We start from the raw sequence: 21,860 nt of genomic DNA, 5'->3' as shown, positions 1-21,860 counted from the left end.
AAGGCGCACGGTCTGTATAATGGCCCGCTCAACGGGTTCGGCCAAGCCATCTCTATGCTGCAGTCTCTCTTTCGTCGCCTCCTCAAAGCCCTGCTGTGGTTCGCTGCCGGCAGCGTCATTCTGGTTCTGATCTTCCGCTGGATACCGCCGCCGGGCACCGCGTTGATGATCGAGCGCAAGGTCGAATCCTGGTTTGACGGCCAGCCTATCGACCTGCAGCGCGACTGGCAGCCGTGGGACAAGATTTCCGACAACCTGAAAATTGCCGTCATCGCTGGCGAAGACCAGAAATTTGCCGAGCATTGGGGCTTCGATGTCGACGCGATCCAGGCCGCCATCCTGCACAACGAACGCGGCGGCTCGATCCGCGGTGCCAGCACCCTGAGCCAGCAAGTCTCGAAAAACCTGTTCCTGTGGTCCGGCCGCAGCTACCTGCGCAAAGGCCTGGAAGCCTGGTTCACCATGCTCGTTGAGCTGCTGTGGTCCAAGGAGCGCATTCTTGAGGTCTACCTCAATAGCGTCGAATGGGACGAAGGCGTGTTCGGCGCCCAGGCCGCTGCGCAGCACCACTTCCGCGTCAACGCAAGCGCCCTGACGGTCCAGCAGGCCAGCTACCTCGCCGCCGTCCTGCCCAACCCCCGGGAATGGAGCGCCAGCCACCCCAGCAGCTACGTCTCCCGCCGCGCTGGCTGGATCCGTCAGCAGATGCGGCAATTGGGTGGGGATGGGTATTTGGCGAATTTGAATCATAGCCGCCGGTTTTGATGGGCACGAACCCTATGGAAACGTGCCTTGAGCAGCGATCCCAAGATTGCGACACGTTTCTTCAACAGGTTTGAAGGGCTGTTCGTGAGCAAGCTCACTTCAACAAGACTGACGCTTCGCCTGCCGTTGTTTACATCTAAAAGTCCTGGCGATCGGACCATCGGGACGCATAGCGTTCGCACGATCAATTCAAGAGTTCCGCTTTACCAGACCAAGCACAGCGCGATCAACGTGTAGGGCCTGTTCATCCCGCTCTGTCCCAACTGACGCTCTTCGCAGATGCGGTACTTCTGCGCAAGGTTGTGCACTGCAAAAATGAAAGAATGAAACCGCCCCACCACTGCGTATGATTATTTACTTACTCTCGTAGTATCCATCTCATTTTACCTCGGCACCTTGTTTAGGGATCTAAAATATTTAATCTGACTTCTTGATAGAACGTCGGAAACTTATCCTTGAGCAAAAGAAGACATCAAACATGGCGCCACACAGGCGGAGATGGAGGCGGATATAGATACATCGATGATCTGACAGAAACTGAACTCGCCGCTCGCAACGCTGAAGAGAAACTTCATAGAGAGAGAGCAGAGAGAGAACAGGCGTATCTGGATCGAGCCATAAGCGAGTCAAAAGAGCGATCCATCATATTAGCGCAGCGTAAAAAGGAAGAAGACCAGCGCTGCGGCTATGTCTTCTCCAAATCCCGAAAGCTGCCAAACGGCGTCATCGACGGTATGACGCGTTGCGACTTCAGCGTTGTTGAAGTCCTGGAGGATTATGGCGACTGGGCGGCCCTTGGTACCGGCGTTGCAATAGGGGCGGGACCTGCAAGTCTGAAACTTCTGACCCCTGCGTCCAGCTCAACAAATATTGCTGCGAGACTTGGCGGCAGCTTGTCTCTTGAAGTCATCGCTCAAACAGTTAGCCCCGCCGTAACAAGAGGCGCTGTGGTTGGCACACTCGCGCTTCTGATGCCCGCCAATACGGACAAAGACAGTACGTTTTACAAGCGCGAGCAGTACGACCTCTTAACGCTTGGCCGAACGCAAGTACGACTTAACGTCAAGCAGCTGTCGGATGGCAGTGTAGATGCCTATGGATTCTACACAGGCAACCATCCGGAGTGGCAGAAGGTTCCGATCGTTAAAGCGGTCCCGCGCGGCGAAGAATTCGTGGCAGAACTGGATCAAGGCATCAATCTGATCTGGACACCGGCAACGGATACAAGTGAAGTGCTGGGCGTTCCTGCACTTGAGGCCAAGTCATTTCCAAAACTGATCCTGGTTTATCCGACCAGCGAGCGGGCGCAACAGAATCACGAAAATCCAGTTCTCCCCGTCGATTATCGGGATGCGATTCTGGTTTTCCCTGTAGATACTGGTTTACAGCCTATTTATGTTGCATTGAGCCTGTCAGAAACAGGCTACCATCCTCCGCCAAAATCACTTCAAGGTTTTCCTGGTGCAGTAAATATAAAGCGTTTTACTTCTGTTAAGGGCGGTGGCGGATTGAGAAAGCGATGGAGGATCGCAAAAGGGCTGATTCTGGAGTGGGATTACCAGCATGGAATGGTAGAAATGTACAATAAACGAGGGAAACACTTAGGCGAATTCAACCCTGAAACAGGTACACAGACCAAAGATGCTGACCCTAAAAGGAGTATTGAACCATGAAGTACCTACTTGAAGCATTCGATAAAAAAACCGAGATACTGGCGTTTGAGAGGGAAATCCCCACCGGTAATGATGAACAACTCAAAAGCATCATGGGCTGGACATCCGAGCAATTGGGCTATGAGGGCTACAACCTTGACGATGCTCAATTGAAAGCCATCGTTAAGATTCTAGGTGACGACAGCCACGACCCAAACTACGACTATCAGTTGACATGCAACGTTGACGACTATTAACAAAGACGGCTTTACTCGAATCGAGGGAGCTTTTTACCGCTTTACGTTACGCTGCTATCGGAGTACTGAGCGTATGCATCGCACTCTTCTCAAGATGATGAATACGCTCAGTGAAGACGCTTTATTTCTGGCCAGACAATCTGGCACAGGCCAAAGAGGCCGGACCTAAAAGTATCCAAACAATGAAATACTTACTTGAAGCATTTGATAAAAAAACCGAGTTTCTTGCATTCAAAAAAGAAATCCCCGCCGGCAATGACGAACGGCTCAAAAGTATCATGGGCTGGACATCCGAGCAGTGGGGCGATGAAGGCTACAACCTGGACGCCGCTCAGTTGGCAGCCATCGTCAAGCTCATCGGTGATGAAACCCATGACCCAAACTACTTTTACCAACTGACATGCAACGCTGACGACCTTTAAACAAAAACGCCCCGATCAGATCGGGGCGTTTTGCGTTACCGGGTACGTTACGCGGCAATCGACGTCTTGAGCTTGTTCATCGCACTCTTTTCGAGCTGACGAATACGCTCGGCGGAGACGTTGTACTTCTGCGCCAGGTCGTGCAGCGTGGCTTTTTCTTCTGCCAGCCAGCGCTGGTAGAGAATGTCGCGGCTGCGTTCGTCCAGCACGTCCAGCGCCTGATGAAGATTGGCGGTGGAGTTGTCGGTCCAGTCGGAATCTTCCAACTGACGCGCCGGGTCGTAACGATGGTCTTCCAGGTAGTTGGCCGGCGACTGGAATGCACTGTCGTCGTCAGCTTCGGCTGCCGGGTCGAAGGCCATGTCATGGCCGGTCAGGCGGCTTTCCATCTCCCGCACTTCACGTGGCTCGACGCCCAGGCTTTCAGCGACGCGATGCACTTCGTCGTTGTTCAGCCAGGCCAGACGCTTCTTCTGGCTGCGCAGGTTGAAGAACAGCTTGCGCTGCGCCTTGGTCGTAGCGACCTTCACGATGCGCCAGTTGCGCAGGATGAACTCGTGAATTTCAGCCTTGATCCAGTGCACGGCGAAAGACACCAGACGCACACCCATTTCAGGGTTGAACCGCTTCACGGCCTTCATCAGACCGACGTTACCTTCCTGGATCAGGTCAGCCTGAGCCAGACCGTAACCGGAATAGCTGCGTGCGATGTGCACGACAAAACGCAGGTGGGCGAGAACCATCTGCCGAGCCGCCCCCAGATCCTGCTCATAATAGAGACTCTCAGCCAGTTCACGCTCCTGCTCGGGCGTCAGCAGCGGGATGCTGTTGACCGTATGCACGTAAGCCTCAAGGTTCGCACCCGGGACTAAGGCATAAGCAGGTTGCAAAGAATTGGTCATACGAAAAAACCTCCAGCGCACATAAATGTGCAGTTCAGCACTGCCAGATTGACTTGGAACCGCGAGACAAGTTCCTTGATTTTCAGAAGCCAATCTGGTGAAACCATTTAAGCTCTACCGTGGCGCCAGTTCACGCAAGTGACGGGCGACCGCAATCCAAGCACCGATATACCCTAACAACACCGCTCCAAGCAAGAGCGAAAAACCATCGCCCATCGGCACACCTGTGAGCGCGAAGTCACTTCCGTACAGCCCCGCCAGTCCGGTCACAGCACCGTTCAGCCAGTTCAGGCCATAGGCAAGTACGCCCCAGGACAGGATGCCCGCCCCGAAACCGTACAGCGCGCCCATATAAAGGAAGGGCCTGCGCACGTAGCTGTCAGTCCCGCCCACCAGCTTGATCACTTCGATCTCGGTGCGACGGTTCTCGATGTGCAGACGTATTGTGTTACCAATTACCAACAGCAAAGCCGAGACCAGCAGAACCGTCAAGCCGAACACAAACCGGTCGCCCAGCTTGAGGATGGCTGCCAGGCGCTCGACCCAGACCAGATCGAGTTGGGCCTGCTGCACCTTGGGTAGCTCGGCAAGGCGCGTGCGCAAGGCTTCCAGCGCAGGCTTGTCGACTTCATCGGGCGTCACCAGTACGACGCCGGGCAACGGGTTTTCCGGCAGTTCCTTGAGCGCTTCGCCCAGCCCGGACTGCTGCTGAAACTCGCCCAGTGCCTGCTCGCTGCTGATGTACTCGGCATCCGCAACACCGGGCATCGCCTTGATCTCGTCGCGCATACGAGTGCCATCTGCTGTGCTGGCATCCAGATTCAGGTAGATCGATATCTGCGCAGCTCGCTGCCAGGAACCTCCCAGACGCTCGACGTTGCTCAACAGCAGCGACAAACCCATGGGCAGACTCAGGGCAATAGCCATGACCAGACAAGTAAAGAAGCTGCCGATGGGCTGCTTGCCCAGACGACGCAGGCTGTCGACCAGACTGGAGCGATGGCTTTCGAGCCAGGCTGAAAGCAGGGTGCTGAAGTCCGGCCCGTCATCGTCGTGATCATGGCGTTGTTTTTTCTGTTTCCCGGGTGCGGGATCAGCGGCCTTGGGCGCGACGCGCTCCGCAACCTTCGGACTGCGTGTGGCACTCATACCCCGGCCTCCCCGTCGCCGATCAGACGACCGCGTTGCAGGGTCAGCATGCGGTGACGCATGCGGGCGATAAGTGCCAGGTCATGACTGGCGATGAGCACACTGGTGCCCAGTCGGTTGATGTCTTCGAACACACCCATGATTTCCGCTGCCAATCGTGGATCGAGGTTACCGGTCGGTTCGTCCGCCAGCAGTAAGGCCGGGCGGTGAACGATGGCGCGGGCAATACCGACGCGTTGCTGTTGACCGGTGGAAAGATCACCGGGGTACAAGTCAGCCTTGTCGGACAACGCCACGCGGTCCAGCGCCGAATCGACGCGCTTGGCGATTTCAGGCTTGGACAGCCCGAGAATCTGCAAGGGCAGTGCGATGTTGTTGAACACTGTGCGATCGAACAGCAACTGGTGATTCTGAAACACCACACCGATCTGCCGACGCAGGAACGGGATCTGCGCATTGCTGATCTGGCCGAGGTCCTGGCCAGCCAGCATCAGTTTGCCGGTTGTCGGGCGTTCCATGGCCAGCAACAGGCGCAGCAGCGTGCTCTTGCCCGCCCCGGAATGGCCGGTAACGAACAGAAACTCGCCGCGACGTACTCGAAAGCTCAGTTCATGCAACCCGACATGTCCATTCGGATAGCGCTTACCGACCTGCTCGAAACGAATCATGGACGCTCCCGCTCCGCAAACAGAGCCTGGACAAAGGGTTCGGCTTCAAAGGTGCGCAGATCATCAATACCTTCGCCCACGCCGATGTAACGAATGGGCAGGCCGAATTGCTTGGCCAGCGCGAAGATCACGCCGCCCTTGGCGGTGCCATCGAGTTTGGTCAGGGCAAGACCGGTCAGCGTCACCGTCTGATTGAACTGCTTGGCCTGGTTGATCGCGTTCTGACCGGTGCCTGCGTCGAGTACCAGCAACACTTCGTGCGGCGCATCTGCGTCGAGCTTGCCGATCACGCGGCGCACCTTTTTCAACTCTTCCATCAGGTTGTCTTTGGTGTGCAGACGACCTGCGGTGTCGGCGATCAATACGTCGATACCCCGCGCTTTGGCGGCCTGCACGGCGTCGAAGATGACCGAAGCGGAGTCAGCGCCCGTGTGCTGAGCGATGACCGGAATCCTGTTGCGCTCGCCCCAGACCTGCAACTGCTCGACGGCAGCGGCACGGAAGGTATCGCCTGCGGCCAGCATGACTTTCTTGCCTTCAAGCTGCAGTTTCTTGGCCAGCTTGCCGATGGTGGTGGTCTTGCCTGCGCCGTTGACGCCTACGACCAGAATCACGAACGGCTTGTGCTCGGCCTTGATGACCAGCGGTTGCTCGACCGGCTTGAGCATCGTGGCCAGCTCGCCTTGCAGCGAAGTATAGAGCGCCTGAGCATCAGTCAGCTGTTTACGGGCGACCTTCTGGGTCAGGCTCTGGATGATGACCGACGTCGCCTCCACGCCGACATCGGCCGTCAGCAGACGGGTTTCAATCTCCTCGAGCAGGTCATCGTCGATGGCCTTCTTGCCCAGAAACAGGCTGGCCATGCCTTCGCCGATGCTGGCACTGGTTTTCGAAAGGCCCTGTTTGAGACGGGCGAAGAAGCCGACCTTGCCGGTTTCAGGCTCTTGAACCGGCGCAGCGACAGGCGCGAGCGCCTGCGGAGCCGGCTGCGCAACTGGCGCAGAGACAACGGGTTCGAACACAGGTTCTGCAACAGGCGCAGGCTCGAGCAGTACCGGCTCGGGAACGCTGACCGGCACAATATCGGCGACAGGCGCCTGCTCCGGCCGAGGCTCTGGAGCAGGTACCGCTGCGTATTGAGGTGCCGACGATACGTGATGCTGTTCGGGAATCGGTGGCGTGACGTGGAGCTCGAGCTCGTCGATCAACGCCACCGACTCTTCGGCCACCGGCAACGTCAGCCAGGGCTGCGGCGAAGGCTCGCCCGGTTCCACATGCGGCTGCGGCTTGGCAGCCTGGGGAACGGATTGAGGGGCAATCAGAGGCTCAACCTGCGGCGTCGCTTCGACGACGGGTTCAGGCTGTGCAGCAGTTGACTCTTGCGGCGCCGGCTCGGCTTCCTGCGGCTTTTTACGCAGCCATCCGAACAGGCCTTTCTTCTCTCCAGCGGCAGCTGGGGTCTTCTTGTCGTCGTTAGAACCAAACATGGAGGACGGCTATCTCAAGGTTGCGGGACGCCAGAGCGCGATCCGGAAAATTCTGACAGTAAAAACAGACTGCATTTAGGACTGCATGTTCACTTTGCAGCCCTCTGTTGGGGTATGGTTCAGCTTCGTTTTAAACAGGTTCACTCGCATTTGTCAGGTGAAAGCTGTTTCTCACGAAACGCCCGATATCCTAACATCCTCGCGCCTGCCGACGCTAAGTTCAGGCAGTCGCACCAGAACAGGTTCACATTCACGGATGAATACTTTAACCCGCACTGCTGCGGCACTCCCGCGCAGCACACACGATGTAGCGTTCACGGCATCGACCCTCAATCCGCAACCCACTCACGAATTCACCCTCGACAATGGTCTCAAGATCATTGTCCGCGAAGACCACCGGGCTCCGGTGGTGATTTCCCAGCTCTGGTACAGAATCGGCTCCAGCTACGAGATGCCGGGGCAGACCGGCCTGTCACACGCCCTTGAACACATGATGTTCAAAGGCAGCAGCAAGACCGGTCCCGGCGAGTCTTCGCTGATCCTGCGAAACCTGGGCGCCGAAGAGAACGCGTATACCAGCGATGACTGCACCGTCTACCACCAGAGACTGGCTCGTGATCTTCTGAGTGTAGCGCTGGAGCTGGAAGCAGATCGCATGTCGACTCTGACGTTGCCCGCCGACGAGTTCAGCAACGAAATCGAAGTGATCAAGGAAGAGCGGCGCATGAGCAGCGACAAGGCGGCTGAGCTCTTCAACGCTCTCGCCTTCCCCACCAGTGGTTACCACAATCCGACCATCGGCTGGATGGCCGACCTTGAGCGCATGACGATCGAGGAACTGCGCCGCTGGTACGAAGCCTGGTACGCGCCGAACAATGCCACGCTGGTGGTGGTCGGTGACGTACAGCCAGACGAAGTCAAAGCACTGGCAGAACGATTCTTCGGCGCTATCCCACGCCGCGACCTCCCACCGTCGAAAACTCCGTTGGAGCTTGCCGAACCGGGCGAACGCAAAATTACCCTGCACGTCAACACCCAACTGCCCGGACTGACCTACGGCTTCAACGTTCCAGGCATGGCCACGGCTGAAGACATGCGCTCGATCAATGCACTGCGTCTTATCGCAGCCTTGCTGGACGGCGGTCACAGCGCACGTATCGCAACGCAACTCAAAAGGGGCGAAGAGCTGGTGTCTGGAGCCTCTTCAAGCTACGACGCGTTCACGCGCGGCGACAGCCTGTTCATGATCAAGGCGACCCCCAATACCCAGAAGAAAAAAACCCTGGCGGATGTCGAAGCGGGCCTCTGGCGCCTGCTGGAGGACCTGAAGACCACGCTGCCTTCTGCTGAAGAACTTGAACGCGCTCGAGCGAAGGTCATTGCCAACATGGTTTACGAGCGTGACCTGATCGAGAGCCAGGCCACCATGATCGGAACACTGGAAACCATTGGCCTGCCCTGGAGGTTGATGGACGGCGAGCGGGAAGCGCTCCAGAGCGTGACGCCGCAGGACATCCAGAATGCCGCCAAGCTTTATTTCACCCGCGAGCGCCTCAGCATCGCCCATGTGCTGCCAGAGGAGAAAGCCCAATGAACACGCGCACCGATACACCTCGTACGATTTCTGGCCAGGTCATGACCGATACCTCCATTGCCCACTCCGATCTGACGGCAACCACACCACCTCTGGGCAGTAAACTGGAGACCCTCAAAGAGCTGGATGGCAAGGCACCGGGTCGCCGTGCACTGAACATCCAGACATGGAACACCGCCGAGGGCGCCAAGGTGTTGTTCGTCGAGGCACACGAACTGCCCATGCTGGACATATTCATGACCTTCGCTGCTGGCAGTAGCCAGGATGGCAAGACTCCGGGCATCGCCAAACTGACCTGCCACATGCTCGACGAAGGCATCAACGGCAAGGACGCCACCGCAATCGCACAGGGCTTCGAGGCACTGGGGGCCCAATTTCAACCCGGGGCATACGATGACAGGGCCGAGGTTTGGCTACGCAGCCTGAGTACGGCACAACAGCGTGAACCGGCCTTGAAACTTTTCTGCGAAGTCGTTGGCAAACCGACCTTTCCTAGCGAAGTAATGACGCGCATGAAGAACCGGTGGATTGCCAATCTCCAGAGGGACAAGCTGACGCCCGGCACCATGGCCTGGGATGAGCTGTACAAAAACATCTACGGTGATCACCCCTATGCCAATCGAACCAATGGGGATGAAAAAAGCATCAACGCAATTAGCCAGGAACATTTGAAGGCATTCCACGCCAGGGGATATGCCGCGGGCAATGCCGTGATTGCGATGATTGGCGATCTTTCCAGAGAAGAGGCTCAGGTCATTGCAGCTCAGGTTTCAGCCTCGCTGCCAAAGGGGCCGAAACTTGCGAAAGCAGCCGACCCGGTTGACACCAAGGCAAGCGCAACGCACTTCGAGAGCGCCTCCAGCCAGACGCAAATGTTGCTGGGCCAGTTGGGCATCACGCGTAACGACCCCGATTACGCGGCACTGATGGCGGGCAATTCGATATTGGGCGGAAGTGGTTTTGGCGGCCGTCTGATGACTGAATTGCGTGAAAAACGCGGTCTGACCTACAGCGTCTGGTCCAACTTCAAAGCCACAAAGGCTCCTGGCGTGTTCATGATCGAGTTGCTGACCCGCGCCGAGATGAGTGAAAACACCTTGAAGCTGGTTCAGCAGATTGTGCGTGACTTCCTCGCCGATGGTCCGACCCAGAATGAGCTGGATAACGTCAAACGCAAAATAATCGGCAGCTTCCCGCTGGAGGTAGCGGGCAACGGTGCCATTGGTTCCCGATTGGCCGATATTGGTTTCTACGATCTGCCAATATCGTATTTCGATGACTACATGGCAGCCATCCAGAGCCTGACAGTCGAGCAGGTCAGGACCGCGATGAGCAAACACCTGAGTGCCGACAAGATGATTGTCGTGACCGCAGGCCCGACCGTCCCGCAGCAAGAGCTGCCTGCGCCAATCGAAAAGCCGCTGTCTCAAGCGGCTTACGCCAAAGCGCAATAACAGCCATTACGAGGTAAGACTGCCTTTCTGGCTTTGACCCTCCATCAGGTTGCCGAGCTGAACCCGCAATCTGATGGAGAACCACCACTGACTTTTCTTCCCTTCGGCCGCATTCAGAACTTTCAGTCGTCGCTGGAGCCGGACAGAAAGGACGGTTATCTCAGAATTGGCGAGCGTCACACGTGCAATTCTGAAAGATTCTGACATGCAAAAAAGGCCGCATTACGGGCTGTCCGCTCACGTGACAACCCCTTCTACAGTTATCGTTCAGCGTCGCTTCAAACAGGTTTCACTCTCATTCAGCCAGTGAAGACTGTTTCTCATGCGAACGGACCAGTATCCTAATACCCCCGCGCCTGCCGACGCCAAGTTCACGCAGGCCGTCCTACAGGTTCAAACCACGAATGAATGTTCTAGCCCGCCGTGCTGCAGGCCTGCTGTTCAGCACAATCTGTTTGCCGCTGACAGCATTGGCCGCCGATCCGCAACCCACTCATGAATTCACCCTCGACAATGGCCTGAAGGTCATCGTCCGCGAGGACCACCGTGCGCCCGTGGTGGTTTCCCAGATCTGGTACAAGGTTGGCTCCAGCTACGAGACACCGGGCCAGACCGGTCTGTCCCACGCCCTCGAGCACATGATGTTCAAAGGCAGCAGCAAGACCGGACCGGGCGAGTCTTCCCTGATCCTGCGCGATCTGGGTGCCGAAGAGAACGCTTTCACCAGCAACGACTACACCGCCTACTATCAGGTCCTGGCCAGCGATCGCCTGAGCGTCGCGCTGGAACTTGAAGCCGATCGCATGGCGACCCTGAAGCTGCCGCCCGACGAGTTCAGCCGCGAGATCGAAGTCATCAAGGAAGAGCGCCGCATGCGCACTGACGACAAGCCGCTTGGCAAGGCGCTGGAACGTTTCAACGCGCTGGCCTACCCCGCCAGCGGCTATCACACCCCGACCATCGGCTGGATGGCCGACCTTGAGCGCATGAAGGTCGAGGAACTGCGCCACTGGTACGAAGCCTGGTACGCACCGAACAACGCCACACTGGTGGTGGTCGGTGACGTCAAGCCGGATGAGGTCAAGGCCCTGGCTGAACGCTTCTTCGGTCCTGTCCCTCGCCGTGACGTGCCGCCATCGAAAAAACCGCTTGAACTGGCCGAACCCGGCGAGCGCAAGATCACCCTGCATGTGAAAACCCAACTGCCGAGCCTGCTCTACGGTTTCAATGTGCCCAGCGTGGCCACGGCGGAAGATCAGCGCTCGGTCAATGCACTGCGCCTGATTGCAGCACTGCTCGACGGCGGCTACAGCGCACGCATTCCATCGCGCCTGGAGCGCGGCGAGGAAGTGGTATCAGCGGCATCCTCCCGCTACGACGCCTTTGCCCGTGGTGACAGCCTGTTCATGATCAGCGCCACGCCCAACGCTCAGAAGAAGAAAACCCTGGCTGACGCAGAAGCCGGTATCTGGCGCCTGCTGGACGACCTGAAAACCAAGGCACCTTCTGCTGAAGAACTGGAGCGTGTAAGGGCCCAGGTCATCGCTGGCGTGGTCTACGAGCGCGATTCGATTACCAGCCAGGCGACCATGATCGGCGAACTGGAAACCGTCGGCCTGTCCTGGAAATTGATGGACGGAGAACTGGAAGCCCTGCAGAGCGTGACGCCTCAGGACATCCAGAAGGCTGCCAACACCTACTTCACACGCGAGCGCCTCAGCATCGCGCACGTTCTGCCTGAGGAGAAAGCCAAATGATCAAGCGCAACGCTCCACGTCATGCGCTGCTTGGCCTGATCCTGGCCGGTACCTTTGCCATCCAGCCAGCTCTTGCGGACGACGTTGCCGCACAGCCACTGGGCAGTAACCTGCAAACGCTCAAGGAACTGGATGGCAAGGCACCGGCTCGCCGCGCGCTGAACATTCAGACCTGGAACACCGCCGAGGGCGCAAAGGTGCTGTTTGTCGAATCCCGCGAGCTGCCGATGATCGACATGCGTCTGATCTTTGCCGCAGGCAGCAGCCAGGATGAGAAGATGCCCGGCATCGCCCTGCTGACCAACGCCATGCTCAACGAAGGCGTCAAGGGCAAGGATGTGAGCGCCATCGCCCAGGGCTTCGAGGGGCTGGGTGCAGAGTTTGAAAACGGCTCCTATCGCGACATGGCCGTCACCTCGTTGCGCAGCCTGAGCGCACCCGACAAGCGTGAACCCGCCCTGAAACTGTTCAGCGAAGTGGTCGGCAAGCCTACCTTTCCGGCCGACTCGCTGGCGCGCATCAAGAACCAGTTGAGCGCCAGCTTCGAATACCAGAAGCAGAATCCCGGCACCATCGGCAGCAAAGCGCTGTTCCAGAAGCTTTACGGTGACCATCCCTACGCACACCCGAGCGATGGCGATGCCAAAAGTATCAATGCCATCACACTGGCTCAGCTCAAGGCATTCCACGCCAAAGGCTACGCCGCTGGCAATGCGGTGATCGCGCTGGTGGGTGATCTGTCGAAGGAAGAGGCACAGACTGTCGCAGCAGAGGTTTCGGCCGCACTGCCAAAAGGCCCGGCGCTGGCGAAAGTTGCCGACCCGGTCGAGCCGAAGGCCGGCGTCACGCACATCGAGTTTCCCTCCAACCAGACGCTTCTGATGCTGGCCCAACTGGGCATTACGCGTAACGACCCGGATTATGCCGCGTTGACCGTAGGCAATTCCGTCCTGGGCGGCGGCGGTTTTGGCAGTCGCCTGATGACAGAAGTGCGCGAAAAGCGCGGTCTGACGTACGGCGTTTCGTCCGGTTTCAGTGCCATGCAGGCGCAAGGGCCTTTCATGATCAACCTGCAGACCCGCGCCGAGATGAATGAAAACACCTTGAAGCTGGTGCAGGGCATTGTGAAGGACTTCCTCGCCAACGGTCCGACCCAGAAAGAACTCGACGACGTGAAGCGCGAGCTGACCGGCAGCTTCCCGCTGACCGCAGCCAGCAATTCCGCCATCGTCGCGCAGCTGGGCGCCATCGGCTTCTATGATCTGCCGCTGACCTACCTCGAGGACTACATGACCGCCGCCCAGAGCGTAACGGTCGAACAAGTGAAGGCAGCGATGAACAAGCATCTGGATGCCGACAAGATGGTGATTGTGACCGTCGGCCCGACCGTGCCGCAGAAAGAACTGCCTGCGCCAACTGACAAACCCACTCGTCAACCTGCAGGGGTTCCGGAGCACTGATGGCCAATCCACGTCCGAAGGGTCATAACGGCCTGGGTCAGCTTCGTATCATCGGCGGCGAATGGGGCAGTCGCAAACTGACATTCCCCGACGCTCCCGGCCTGCGCCCGACGCCAGATCGCGTGCGCGAAACGCTGTTCAACTGGCTGGCGCCTTATATCGCGGGCGCCAGAGTGCTGGATGTTTTTACCGGCAGTGGCGCGTTGTATTTCGAAGCGTTGTCGCGCGGTGCAAGCATGGGCCTGGCGCTGGACAGCAACGCCACAGCCATCGCCAGCCTGCGCCAGAACCTGACTGCGCTGAACTGCACCACTGGCCAGGTCTCCCAGACCGACGCACTGCGCCATCTGGAAACCGCCGTGGCCTCGCCGTTCGACGTGGTCTTCCTGGACCCGCCCTTCCACCAGGGTTTGCTGGCCTCGGCCTGCAACCTGCTGGAAACCCGTGGCTGGCTCGCCGACCAGGCGTGGATCTACACCGAAAGCGAAACGCCGCCCTCGACGACCGGCCTGCCAGGCACCTGGCGGCTGCATCGCGAGAAAAAAGCCGGACAGGTGTATTACGCACTTTGGCAGCGGGGACAGGATTCAGGCAATCGTTAGAACAGCCATAGGCTATCCAGGTGTGGGAGGGGGCTTGCCGGCGATGGGATTTTTGATGAGACACCTCATAGCTGGACTGACGCCATCGCCGGCAAGCCACCTCCCACAGTCCGATGTTTGCTGCGAGACGTTGCCAATGACGAGGGTCGTGCAGCCAAGCAAACGGTCAGCATGAGCCACCACTCGACCCGCCCCCTCTTACATCCGGCTCCAGTTAGTGGCAACGTAGGATCTGTCAGCCACCGAATTCATCGACGAGCAAGACTGTGCCTACCAGCCCCACTTCTCTGTTCCATGTCACCCCGTTCACACCAGCGTCCGGCCTGGGCAATCCGCATCTGCAAACACTGTGGGGGCCGCTGTGGCGCAAGCGGACGTTGCTGGCGCGCACGCGTGAACGGATGTGGCTGCAGGACGGGGACTTTCTCGACATGGACTGGCATGGGCCGCATCAGGTCGATGCGCCGCTGGTGCTGGTGCTGCATGGCCTGACAGGTTCATCGAACTCACCTTATGTAGCCGGCCTGCAGAAAGCGCTCGCGACGCAGGGTTGGGCAAGTGTGGCGTTGAACTGGCGCGGCTGCTCCGGCGAGCCGAACCTGCTGTCGCGCAGTTACCATTCCGGCGCAAGCGAAGACCTGGCCGAAGTGATCGCGCACCTCAGATCACTGCGCCCTCTGGCGCCGCTCTATGCCGTGGGCTATTCGCTGGGTGGCAATGTGCTGCTCAAGTACCTGGGTGAATCCGGCGCGAACAGTGAGTTGCTCGGCGCAGTAGCGGTCTCGGTACCGTTTCGGCTGGATGAGTGCGCCAACCGGATCGGACAGGGGTTCTCCAAGGTTTATCAGCGGCACTTCATGCGTGAGATGCTGGCCTACATCCGCGACAAGCAGAACCGCTTCCAGAACGAAGGTCTCAGCGAAGGCCTGGCGGAACTGGCAGCGTTGGGCTCTCTGGAAAACATGCGCACCTTCTGGGACTTCGATGGCCGAGTGACAGCGCCACTGCACGGCTTTACCGATGCCCAGGATTATTACCGCAAAGCCTCGAGCCGCTATTACCTGGGCCAGATTCAGACGCCAACGTTGATCATCCAGTCAGCGGACGACCCCTTCGTCTTCCCGCACAGCCTGCCCGAGCCAGAGGAGCTTTCACCCTGCACGGAGTTCGAACTGCAAGCCAAGGGAGGACATGTCGGGTTCGTCGAGGGCTCGCTGCGCAATCCGGGCTATTACCTGGAGCGACGCATTCCACTGTGGCTAAGCATCGCCCACGAACGGGATAACCCTTACCTGAGCTGACGCCGAATCAACCTGCGCCTGTTGCGATTTCACGCGTCGGATCGGTGATCTAGTCGCTCCACGAACCGGCATACAGCGTCCCCAGTGGATAACCGGCCAGGCACAGCGCGAACAGGTTATGACAGGCGGTGACACCCGATCCGCAGTATGAAACCAGACTTTGCGCAGGTCGCCCTTGAAGCTGCTCGGCAAATCGCTGCTTGAGCTGATCGGGCGGCAGAAAACGTCCGTCAGGCCCAAGGTTCTCATTGAAAGCTGCGCACTGCGCACCGGGAATATGCCCGGCAATCGGGTCGATGGGCTCGACTTCTCCGCGAAAACGGGCTTCGGCACGGGCATCGATCAGGGTCATTTCAGGGCGGCCCAGACGGCCTTGCAAACGGCTGGCACTGAGCACCAGCGACATGTCCGGCTCACCCGTGAAATCGCCCGTTTCGCCGCGCGGCGCATCCAGGCTAAGCGGCAGACCCGCCGCATGCCAGGCCTTGAGGCCGCCGTCCAGCAGGTACACACCTTCGCGTTTGCCCAGCCATGCCAACAGCCACCACGCGCGAGCGGCGTACATGCCGGGCCCGTCGTCGTAGAGCGCGATATCGCTGTCATTGCGGATGCCCCATGTCCGGAGCCTTTCCACCAGCGTGGCAGGGTCCGGCAGCGGATGGCGGCCTGTCCTGTCTTTCACGACCGGACCGCTGAGGTCACGGTTCAAGTCTGCAAACCGGGCACCGTCGATGTGACCCTGCGCATAACTGCGCTGCCCGTAATCAGGGTCTTCCAGAGCGAACCTGCAATCGAGAATCACCAGCCCCGGCGTTTGCTGACGAACCGCCAGTTGTTCAGGGCCAATCAGTTGCGCGATGGACATGACAAACTCCTGTGACAGAAACCGGATAATCAGGCACTTCGCCGCTCGCTCAAACCAGCACCTTGTGCAACGGCGCATGAAACGCCTGACACAACGCATCGAACGCCTCGCGGGCCTGCGGCGCGATAAAGCCTGACTCAAGCATAAGCACCTGATAGACACCGCGTCGAATGGCTTCTTCGTTCAAGTGCTCGGAGTTTTCCCGAGCCGTGCACAGAAAGCGCACCCACGACGTCAGCACGATCCAGGTATTGAGGCTGGTCCACTCAATCTGCGATTCATCCATCTGCAGAATGCCTGCATCGATGAAACCTCGATAGATGGCCATCGCCTGAACCAGACAACGCTGGGAAAACAATCGATAGCGCGCTGCCAACTCCGGATCGGCACCCAGCAAATGCTCCAGATCACGATGCAGAAAACGGTAGCGCCACATGCCGTCGAGTATCGCCAGAAAATAATCACGCTTGTCTTCAATGCTTGGCAGGCGATCCTGAGTGGGCATCAGAAAACTTTTTACCAACGCTTCGTACTGACCGAACAATTCGGCGATGATCGCCTGCTTGTTGGGGAAGTGGTAATAGAGATTGCCCGGAGAGATTTCCATGTGGGCCGCAATGTGATTGGTCGTCACGTTACGTTCGCCTTGCTGATTGAACAGCTCGAGGCTGACCTGAACGATACGCTCACGGGTTTTAGTGCGTGGTGCCATGCTTGCCTGAACCGCTCGAGTACTGATGAGATGTTGCCGATAGTAGCGCAAGCGCATCATCGGCGAACATCACGCGGTCTGATTGCCGGATATCGCTCAGGCGAATGTTGACTTTATAGAGTAATGACTCTAAAAACCCGTTAACGACTCATCGGAAGAGACCATGCCGGCGGAACACACTATTCATCAGAATGACCATGTGCTTCAGGCCATGACCGCAGCCTTCTCGGCACAGCAGGCAGCCTTCGCGGCCAATCCGATGCCGCCTCTGGGACAGCGCCTGCAATGGCTCAAACACCTGGAAACGATGGTAAGCATCCATCGACAGGAGCTGATCAAAGCCATCGATCAGGACTTCGGCCACCGCAGCGCCGATGAAACGTTGCTGGCCGAGTTGCTGCCCAGCCTGCTGGGGATCCGCGATGCGCGCAGGCAGCTGAAACGCTGGATGAAACCCTCGCACCGCCGCGTAGGCCTGGCGTTTCAACCGGCCTCGGCCAAGGTCGTCTACCAACCGCTGGGCGTGATCGGGGTGATCGTGCCCTGGAATTACCCCCTGTTCCTCGCCATCGGCCCTTTGACCGGAGCGCTGGCGGCAGGCAACCGGGTGATGCTGAAATTGAGCGAGTCGACACCCGCCACAGGCGAACTGCTCAAGCGCCTGTTCGGCCGTATATTTCCAGAAGATCTGGTCACCATCGTGCAGGGCGAAGCCGAGGTCGGCATGGCGTTTTCGCGCCTGCCATTCAATCACCTGCTGTTTACCGGCGCGACCAGCGTTGGCAGACACGTGATGCGGGCCGCAGCCGAAAACCTGACACCGGTCACGCTGGAATTGGGCGGCAAGTCGCCTGCTATCGTTTCCCATGACGTACCGCTTGAAGACGCTGCAGAGCGCATCGCCTTCGGCAAGACACTCAATGCGGGGCAGACCTGCATCGCCCCCGATTACGTACTGGTGCCAGAGGACCGTCTGAACGGATTCGTCGACGCCTACCGGCAGGCAGTCAAACGCTTTTATCCCACACTGATCGATAACCCGGACTACACCGCGATCATCAACGACCGCCAGTTCACTCGACTGACTCGCTACAAGGATGACGCTGCCAGCAAAGGCGCAACCCTTATCTCCTTTTATGAACAGGGCCAGGACAGACGCATGCCGTTCAGCGTGCTGTTGAATGTCAGTGACGACATGCTGGTCATGCAGGACGAGATTTTCGGCCCCCTGCTGCCTGTCGTGCCGTACCGAAAAATCGAAGACGCCTACGCCTACATCAATCGACGCCCTCGCCCGCTGGCGCTTTATTACTTCGGCTACAACAAGGCAGAACAGCAACAGGTGCTGGAACGCACTCATTCCGGGGGCGCTTGCCTCAACGACACCTTGATGCACGCCGCTCAGGACGACTTGCCCTTTGGCGGCGTCGGCCCGTCAGGCATGGGCAATTATCATGGGCGCGAGGGCTTCATCACGTTCAGCCAGGCCAAGGCAGTGTTCATCAAGCAGCGCTTCAACGCAGCACGGCTGATTTATCCGCCATACGGACGTGCGATTCAACGCTGGGTTTATAAACTCTTTTTGCATTGATCAAAACGCACTGCACGCCTGTAAACAGGGCTTTTTGGACCGAAGATGGCCGATTATCGGCGTAATACGCCCTTTGATGCCCGCTGCGTGGCTTGGCCCATCGGGTAGGCTGCGATACCATCCGAGTCCCACAACGGACTCCGACCAGGACGACGCGATGAACCGAGTGTTGTACCCAGGCACCTTCGACCCTATTACCAAGGGCCATGGAGATCTGGTCGAGCGCGCCTCGCGCCTGTTCGACCAAGTGGTCATTGCCGTTGCCGCCAGCCCCAAGAAAAACCCGCTGTTTCCTCTGGAACAACGCGTCGAACTGGCTCGCGAGGTCACCAAACACTTGCCTAACGTCGAAGTCGTGGGTTTCTCCACGCTACTGGCGCACTTCGCCAAGGAACAGGGTGCCAATGTGTTTCTGCGTGGGCTGCGCGCCGTGTCGGACTTCGAGTACGAGTTTCAACTGGCCAACATGAATCGCCAGCTGGCCCCGGACGTCGAAAGCCTGTTCCTCACTCCGTCCGAGCGCTACTCGTTCATTTCCTCGACGTTGGTGCGTGAAATCGCGGCGTTGGGCGGCGATATCACCAAGTTCGTGCATCCTGCAGTCGCACAGGCGCTGACCGAGCGCTTCAAGCGATAGCACAAGGCTGGAACGTGCAGGTGCAACCCGAGGACTAATGCGGCACAATTCGCCGCATTGGTTTCTATATGCCTCGGCGTCGGCCGCGGCTGGAGCATTTCATGTCCCTTATCATCACCGACGATTGCATCAACTGCGACGTCTGCGAACCCGAGTGCCCGAACGAGGCGATTTCACAAGGCGAGGAGATCTACGTGATCAATCCGAACCTGTGCACCGAATGCGTGGGCCACTACGACGAACCACAATGCCAGCAGGTCTGCCCTGTGGATTGCATCCCGCTGGATGAAAATCACGTCGAGAGCAAGGAACAACTGATGGACAAGTACCGGATCATCACCAGCAAGGTGGTCTAGTTCGCTGTCGTTATTCCTGCTTGCCGTAACCGTCGCCCGTACACCCCAGACAACGCACGAAAGCCGACTTGCCAGGGTCGACTACCAGCGCCTTGGCGGTCGCTTTGAAATTGCCGCCCGCCGCCGCAAACGGAGCTGCGATGACGAACAGTCCTGTGCCGATCACGGTGGCAGCAATCAACAAGGGGCGCGCGATCAGCAGATCACCCACCATGGCGAACACGGGTGGATTCTGAATGGTGTAAACGGGATTGCCGCTGCCTGCGGGAATATCCGCTGCAATGGCGGGCACGGCCTGCAGGCCGAAGAGCAGCGCCAACGTGGCAGCAAGAATGCGAAACGGGCTCATAGCGTGGTCCTTCAGGCGTGGCGTTGAGGTTTTGCCCATCACTATAAACAGCGATGAGGGTTAAGCAAGGGGCCTTGATGTTTCAAGACCCTGCCCTGTTCTCAGCGCTGACACTTGGGGCAATACACACTTGCACGTTGCCCCAGCTTGATTTCACGCAATGTCGAGCCGCAGACCTTGCACGGCTGATCGGCACGTCCGTACACGAACAATTCCTGCTGAAAATAGCCCGGTTTGCCGTCACCGCCGATGAAATCACGCAGCGTGGTGCCTCCCCGCTCGATGGCATAGGCCAGGATGCGTTTGATCTCGATGGCGAGCTTGAGATAACGCGCCCGGGAAATACTTTTCGCCTCACGGCGCGGATCGATTCCGGCCGCAAACAGGGCTTCGGTCGCGTAGATATTGCCCACGCCAACCACCACCGCGTTGTCCATGATGAATGGCTTGACGGCAATCGACTTGCCCCGGGAACGCTCATAGAGACGTTCGCCATCGAACAGATCCGTAAGTGGCTCGGGCCCCAGGCGAATCAGCAGTTCATGGGCATGCGGATCCAGACTCCAGAGCATGGCACCGAAACGCCGTGGATCGGTGTAGCGCAGGGCGAGACCCGACTCCAGTTCGATGTCCACGTGTTCATGCTTGAGCGCAGGCAGACCGGCTTCGACCAGGCGCAAATTGCCTGACATGCCGAGGTGGCTGATCAAGGTGCCGACCTCAGCCTGAATCAGCAGGTATTTGGCGCGGCGATTGACCTGGACGATGCGTTGCCCGGAAAGGCGGATATCGAGGTCTTCAGGAATCGGCCAGCGCAGACGGCTGTCACGCACGATCACGCGGCTGACGCGCTGCCCTTCGAGATGGGGCGCAATGCCGCGTCGGGTGGTTTCGACTTCAGGTAATTCAGGCATGGATAACTCGGTCGTGCAGAGAGGGAAAACGGGCGATGAGCGGAATCAGTGAGCGCCCAGTTCGCGGATGCTTTCCCTCAAGTATTCAAAGTCGTACTCGGACAGGCCAACGTAGTCCAGCACCAGCGCACCGATGCTTTCCCACTCGTGATCCTCGTCCTGATTGCCCAGCACACGATAGGACTGACAGATGTGCTCAGCCATCTTCAGCGGGGCCAGCAGGTTCTTGAGTGCCGCATTGCGACTGGAGTCGTCCTGAAAGATCGCCAGGGCATTGTGATGATTGGCAATGGCTTCGGTGACATGATCCGGCAATCGCCACGACTTGGCGGTGTAATAACCGACCACCGAATGATTGGTGTCGAACGCCTCGTTTTCGGTATCCACCACACGGCATTCCGGCCCCGCATTGGCGTAGGCGCTTTCAAGCACACTCATGTAGTCCGGAAAACGCTTGATCATCAGTGGAATGCCGCAGTCATGAAACAGCCCCAACGCATAGGACTCATCCACCGCCTGCGAGCCGATGCGCTTGGCCAGCGTCAGACTGGTCATCGCCACGTCCTGAGCGGTATCCCAGAAACGGTTAAGGGTCACGATGGTTTCATCGCTCATCTCACCCTTGATCGATTGGGCGTTGATCAGGTTGATGACGGTGCGACTGCCCAGCAGATTCACGGCCTTCTGGATCGAGGCGATCTTGTTGGACAGGCCGTAATGAGGCGAGTTGACGATCTTCAGCAGCGCCCCGGACAGGCCGGGGTCCTGGCCAATCAGCCGTGCGATCACGCCCAGGTCGGGGTCGGGCATGTACTGTTCCATCTGCAGGTCCACCATGATCTGCGGCTGCGGGGGCACGCTGATGCCCTGCAACGCTTGCTGGATCTGCTCGGGTGTTAGCTCTGGAGGCATAGGTATTTACTCGAAGGCGTGATGGGATTCTGCCCCCTCATCAGGCAACGGTCC

23 protein-coding genes are annotated in these 21,860 nt (G+C 58.4%); 14 read left to right on the top strand and 9 right to left on the bottom strand.

Annotated elements, in window-relative coordinates:
- Nucleotides 1-54 precede the first annotated feature (54 nt).
- From mtgA to KDX39_RS09290, 5 genes are all read left to right on the top strand, one after another.
- Nucleotides 55-765, top strand: a complete 711-nt coding sequence (mtgA, locus tag KDX39_RS09310) for a monofunctional biosynthetic peptidoglycan transglycosylase (RefSeq protein ID WP_231660119.1) — start codon at nt 55-57, stop codon at nt 763-765.
- A 27-nt stretch (nt 766-792) separates the two neighbouring features.
- Complete coding sequence (locus KDX39_RS09305; RefSeq protein ID WP_231660118.1) at nt 793-1,002, top strand: hypothetical protein; 210 nt, start codon at nt 793-795, stop codon at nt 1,000-1,002.
- Nucleotides 1,003-1,220: 218 nt separating this feature from the next.
- Complete coding sequence (locus tag KDX39_RS09300; protein ID WP_231660117.1) at nt 1,221-2,438, top strand: colicin E3/pyocin S6 family cytotoxin; 1,218 nt, start codon at nt 1,221-1,223, stop codon at nt 2,436-2,438.
- The gene (locus KDX39_RS09295) at nt 2,435-2,674 is read left to right on the top strand and encodes a DUF7683 domain-containing protein (RefSeq protein WP_231660116.1); all 240 of its coding nucleotides are present in this window, start codon (nt 2,435-2,437) and stop codon (nt 2,672-2,674) included. The genes KDX39_RS09300 and KDX39_RS09295 overlap by 4 nt, the downstream gene beginning before the upstream one ends.
- Nucleotides 2,675-2,784: 110 nt before the next feature.
- Nucleotides 2,785-3,096, top strand: coding sequence for a DUF7683 domain-containing protein (locus tag KDX39_RS09290; RefSeq protein WP_442964531.1), 312 nt, complete (start codon nt 2,785-2,787; stop codon nt 3,094-3,096).
- A gap of 47 nt (nt 3,097-3,143) precedes the next feature.
- On the opposite strand, the gene rpoH is transcribed toward KDX39_RS09290, so the two are convergent.
- The 4 genes from rpoH to ftsY all read right to left on the bottom strand — a co-directional run bounded on the left by rpoH (nt 3,144) and on the right by ftsY (nt 7,302).
- Complete coding sequence (gene rpoH / locus KDX39_RS09285; RefSeq protein WP_004884403.1) at nt 3,144-3,998, bottom strand: RNA polymerase sigma factor RpoH; 855 nt, start codon at nt 3,996-3,998, stop codon at nt 3,144-3,146.
- 114 nt (nt 3,999-4,112) lie between these two features.
- Nucleotides 4,113-5,147, bottom strand: coding sequence for a permease-like cell division protein FtsX (gene ftsX / locus KDX39_RS09280; RefSeq protein ID WP_099229413.1), 1,035 nt, complete (start codon nt 5,145-5,147; stop codon nt 4,113-4,115).
- On the bottom strand, nt 5,144-5,815 hold the full coding sequence (gene ftsE, locus KDX39_RS09275) for a cell division ATP-binding protein FtsE (protein ID WP_004884405.1): 672 nt from the start codon (nt 5,813-5,815) through the stop codon (nt 5,144-5,146). The genes ftsX and ftsE overlap by 4 nt, the downstream gene beginning before the upstream one ends.
- A complete protein-coding gene (gene ftsY / locus KDX39_RS09270) occupies nt 5,812-7,302 on the bottom strand; it encodes a signal recognition particle-docking protein FtsY (protein WP_231660115.1) in 1,491 nt (496 codons plus the stop codon). The genes ftsE and ftsY overlap by 4 nt, the downstream gene beginning before the upstream one ends.
- 256 nt (nt 7,303-7,558) lie before the next feature.
- Here ftsY and KDX39_RS09265 point away from each other — a divergent pair, with 256 nt between their 5' ends.
- The 6 genes from KDX39_RS09265 (at nt 7,559) to KDX39_RS09240 (ending at nt 15,470) form a co-directional block, all read left to right on the top strand.
- On the top strand, nt 7,559-8,896 hold the full coding sequence (locus KDX39_RS09265; RefSeq protein ID WP_231660114.1) for a M16 family metallopeptidase: 1,338 nt from the start codon (nt 7,559-7,561) through the stop codon (nt 8,894-8,896).
- Nucleotides 8,897-8,937: 41 nt separating this feature from the next.
- Complete coding sequence (locus tag KDX39_RS09260; RefSeq protein WP_231660214.1) at nt 8,938-10,350, top strand: M16 family metallopeptidase; 1,413 nt, start codon at nt 8,938-8,940, stop codon at nt 10,348-10,350.
- A 404-nt stretch (nt 10,351-10,754) separates the two neighbouring features.
- The gene (locus tag KDX39_RS09255) at nt 10,755-12,107 is read left to right on the top strand and encodes a M16 family metallopeptidase (protein ID WP_099229409.1); all 1,353 of its coding nucleotides are present in this window, start codon (nt 10,755-10,757) and stop codon (nt 12,105-12,107) included.
- Nucleotides 12,104-13,567, top strand: coding sequence for a M16 family metallopeptidase (locus KDX39_RS09250; RefSeq protein ID WP_231660113.1), 1,464 nt, complete (start codon nt 12,104-12,106; stop codon nt 13,565-13,567). The genes KDX39_RS09255 and KDX39_RS09250 overlap by 4 nt, the downstream gene beginning before the upstream one ends.
- Nucleotides 13,567-14,169: a 16S rRNA (guanine(966)-N(2))-methyltransferase RsmD gene (gene rsmD / locus KDX39_RS09245; protein ID WP_231660112.1), complete on the top strand. Its 603-nt coding sequence runs from the start codon at nt 13,567-13,569 to the stop codon at nt 14,167-14,169. Before KDX39_RS09250 ends, rsmD begins: the two co-directional genes overlap by 1 nt.
- Before the next feature lie 266 nt (nt 14,170-14,435).
- On the top strand, nt 14,436-15,470 hold the full coding sequence (locus KDX39_RS09240; RefSeq protein WP_099229406.1) for a hydrolase: 1,035 nt from the start codon (nt 14,436-14,438) through the stop codon (nt 15,468-15,470).
- 49 nt (nt 15,471-15,519) lie between these two features.
- On the opposite strand, the gene KDX39_RS09235 is transcribed toward KDX39_RS09240, so the two are convergent.
- Nucleotides 15,520-16,335 carry a sulfurtransferase gene (locus KDX39_RS09235; protein WP_231660111.1) on the bottom strand — a complete coding sequence of 272 codons (816 nt, stop codon included), beginning with the start codon at nt 16,333-16,335 and terminating at the stop codon, nt 15,520-15,522.
- A 49-nt stretch (nt 16,336-16,384) separates the two neighbouring features.
- A complete protein-coding gene (locus KDX39_RS09230; RefSeq protein ID WP_231660110.1) occupies nt 16,385-17,047 on the bottom strand; it encodes a TetR/AcrR family transcriptional regulator in 663 nt (220 codons plus the stop codon).
- Nucleotides 17,048-17,210: 163 nt separating this feature from the next.
- On the opposite strand from KDX39_RS09230, the gene KDX39_RS09225 reads away from it, so the two are divergent.
- From KDX39_RS09225 to KDX39_RS09215, 3 genes are all read left to right on the top strand, one after another.
- Nucleotides 17,211-18,638, top strand: a complete 1,428-nt coding sequence (locus tag KDX39_RS09225) for a coniferyl aldehyde dehydrogenase (RefSeq protein WP_231660109.1) — start codon at nt 17,211-17,213, stop codon at nt 18,636-18,638.
- Between the two features lie 157 nt (nt 18,639-18,795).
- Complete coding sequence (coaD, locus tag KDX39_RS09220) at nt 18,796-19,275, top strand: pantetheine-phosphate adenylyltransferase (RefSeq protein ID WP_024684715.1); 480 nt, start codon at nt 18,796-18,798, stop codon at nt 19,273-19,275.
- 101 nt (nt 19,276-19,376) lie between these two features.
- Nucleotides 19,377-19,631 (top strand): YfhL family 4Fe-4S dicluster ferredoxin, encoded by a 255-nt coding sequence (locus KDX39_RS09215; RefSeq protein WP_004884423.1) that lies wholly within the window; start codon nt 19,377-19,379, stop codon nt 19,629-19,631.
- Nucleotides 19,632-19,641: 10 nt separating this feature from the next.
- On the opposite strand, the gene KDX39_RS09210 is transcribed toward KDX39_RS09215, so the two are convergent.
- The 3 genes from KDX39_RS09210 to KDX39_RS09200 all read right to left on the bottom strand — a co-directional run bounded on the left by KDX39_RS09210 (nt 19,642) and on the right by KDX39_RS09200 (nt 21,752).
- A complete protein-coding gene (locus KDX39_RS09210; RefSeq protein ID WP_024684716.1) occupies nt 19,642-19,980 on the bottom strand; it encodes a hypothetical protein in 339 nt (112 codons plus the stop codon).
- A 101-nt stretch (nt 19,981-20,081) separates the two neighbouring features.
- A complete protein-coding gene (gene mutM / locus KDX39_RS09205; RefSeq protein ID WP_099229402.1) occupies nt 20,082-20,894 on the bottom strand; it encodes a bifunctional DNA-formamidopyrimidine glycosylase/DNA-(apurinic or apyrimidinic site) lyase in 813 nt (270 codons plus the stop codon).
- Nucleotides 20,895-20,939: 45 nt separating this feature from the next.
- Nucleotides 20,940-21,752 (bottom strand): HDOD domain-containing protein, encoded by an 813-nt coding sequence (locus KDX39_RS09200; RefSeq protein WP_231660212.1) that lies wholly within the window; start codon nt 21,750-21,752, stop codon nt 20,940-20,942.
- Nucleotides 21,753-21,860: the final 108 nt, after the last annotated feature.

Origin of the sequence: Pseudomonas sp. CDFA 610 (genome assembly GCF_021147865.1) — a bacterium.
GTDB classification, from domain to species: domain Bacteria; phylum Pseudomonadota; class Gammaproteobacteria; order Pseudomonadales; family Pseudomonadaceae; genus Aquipseudomonas; species Aquipseudomonas alliivorans.
The sequence above is the reverse complement of the archived record's forward strand: the minus strand, read 5'-3'. Positions and strand labels throughout refer to the sequence as shown.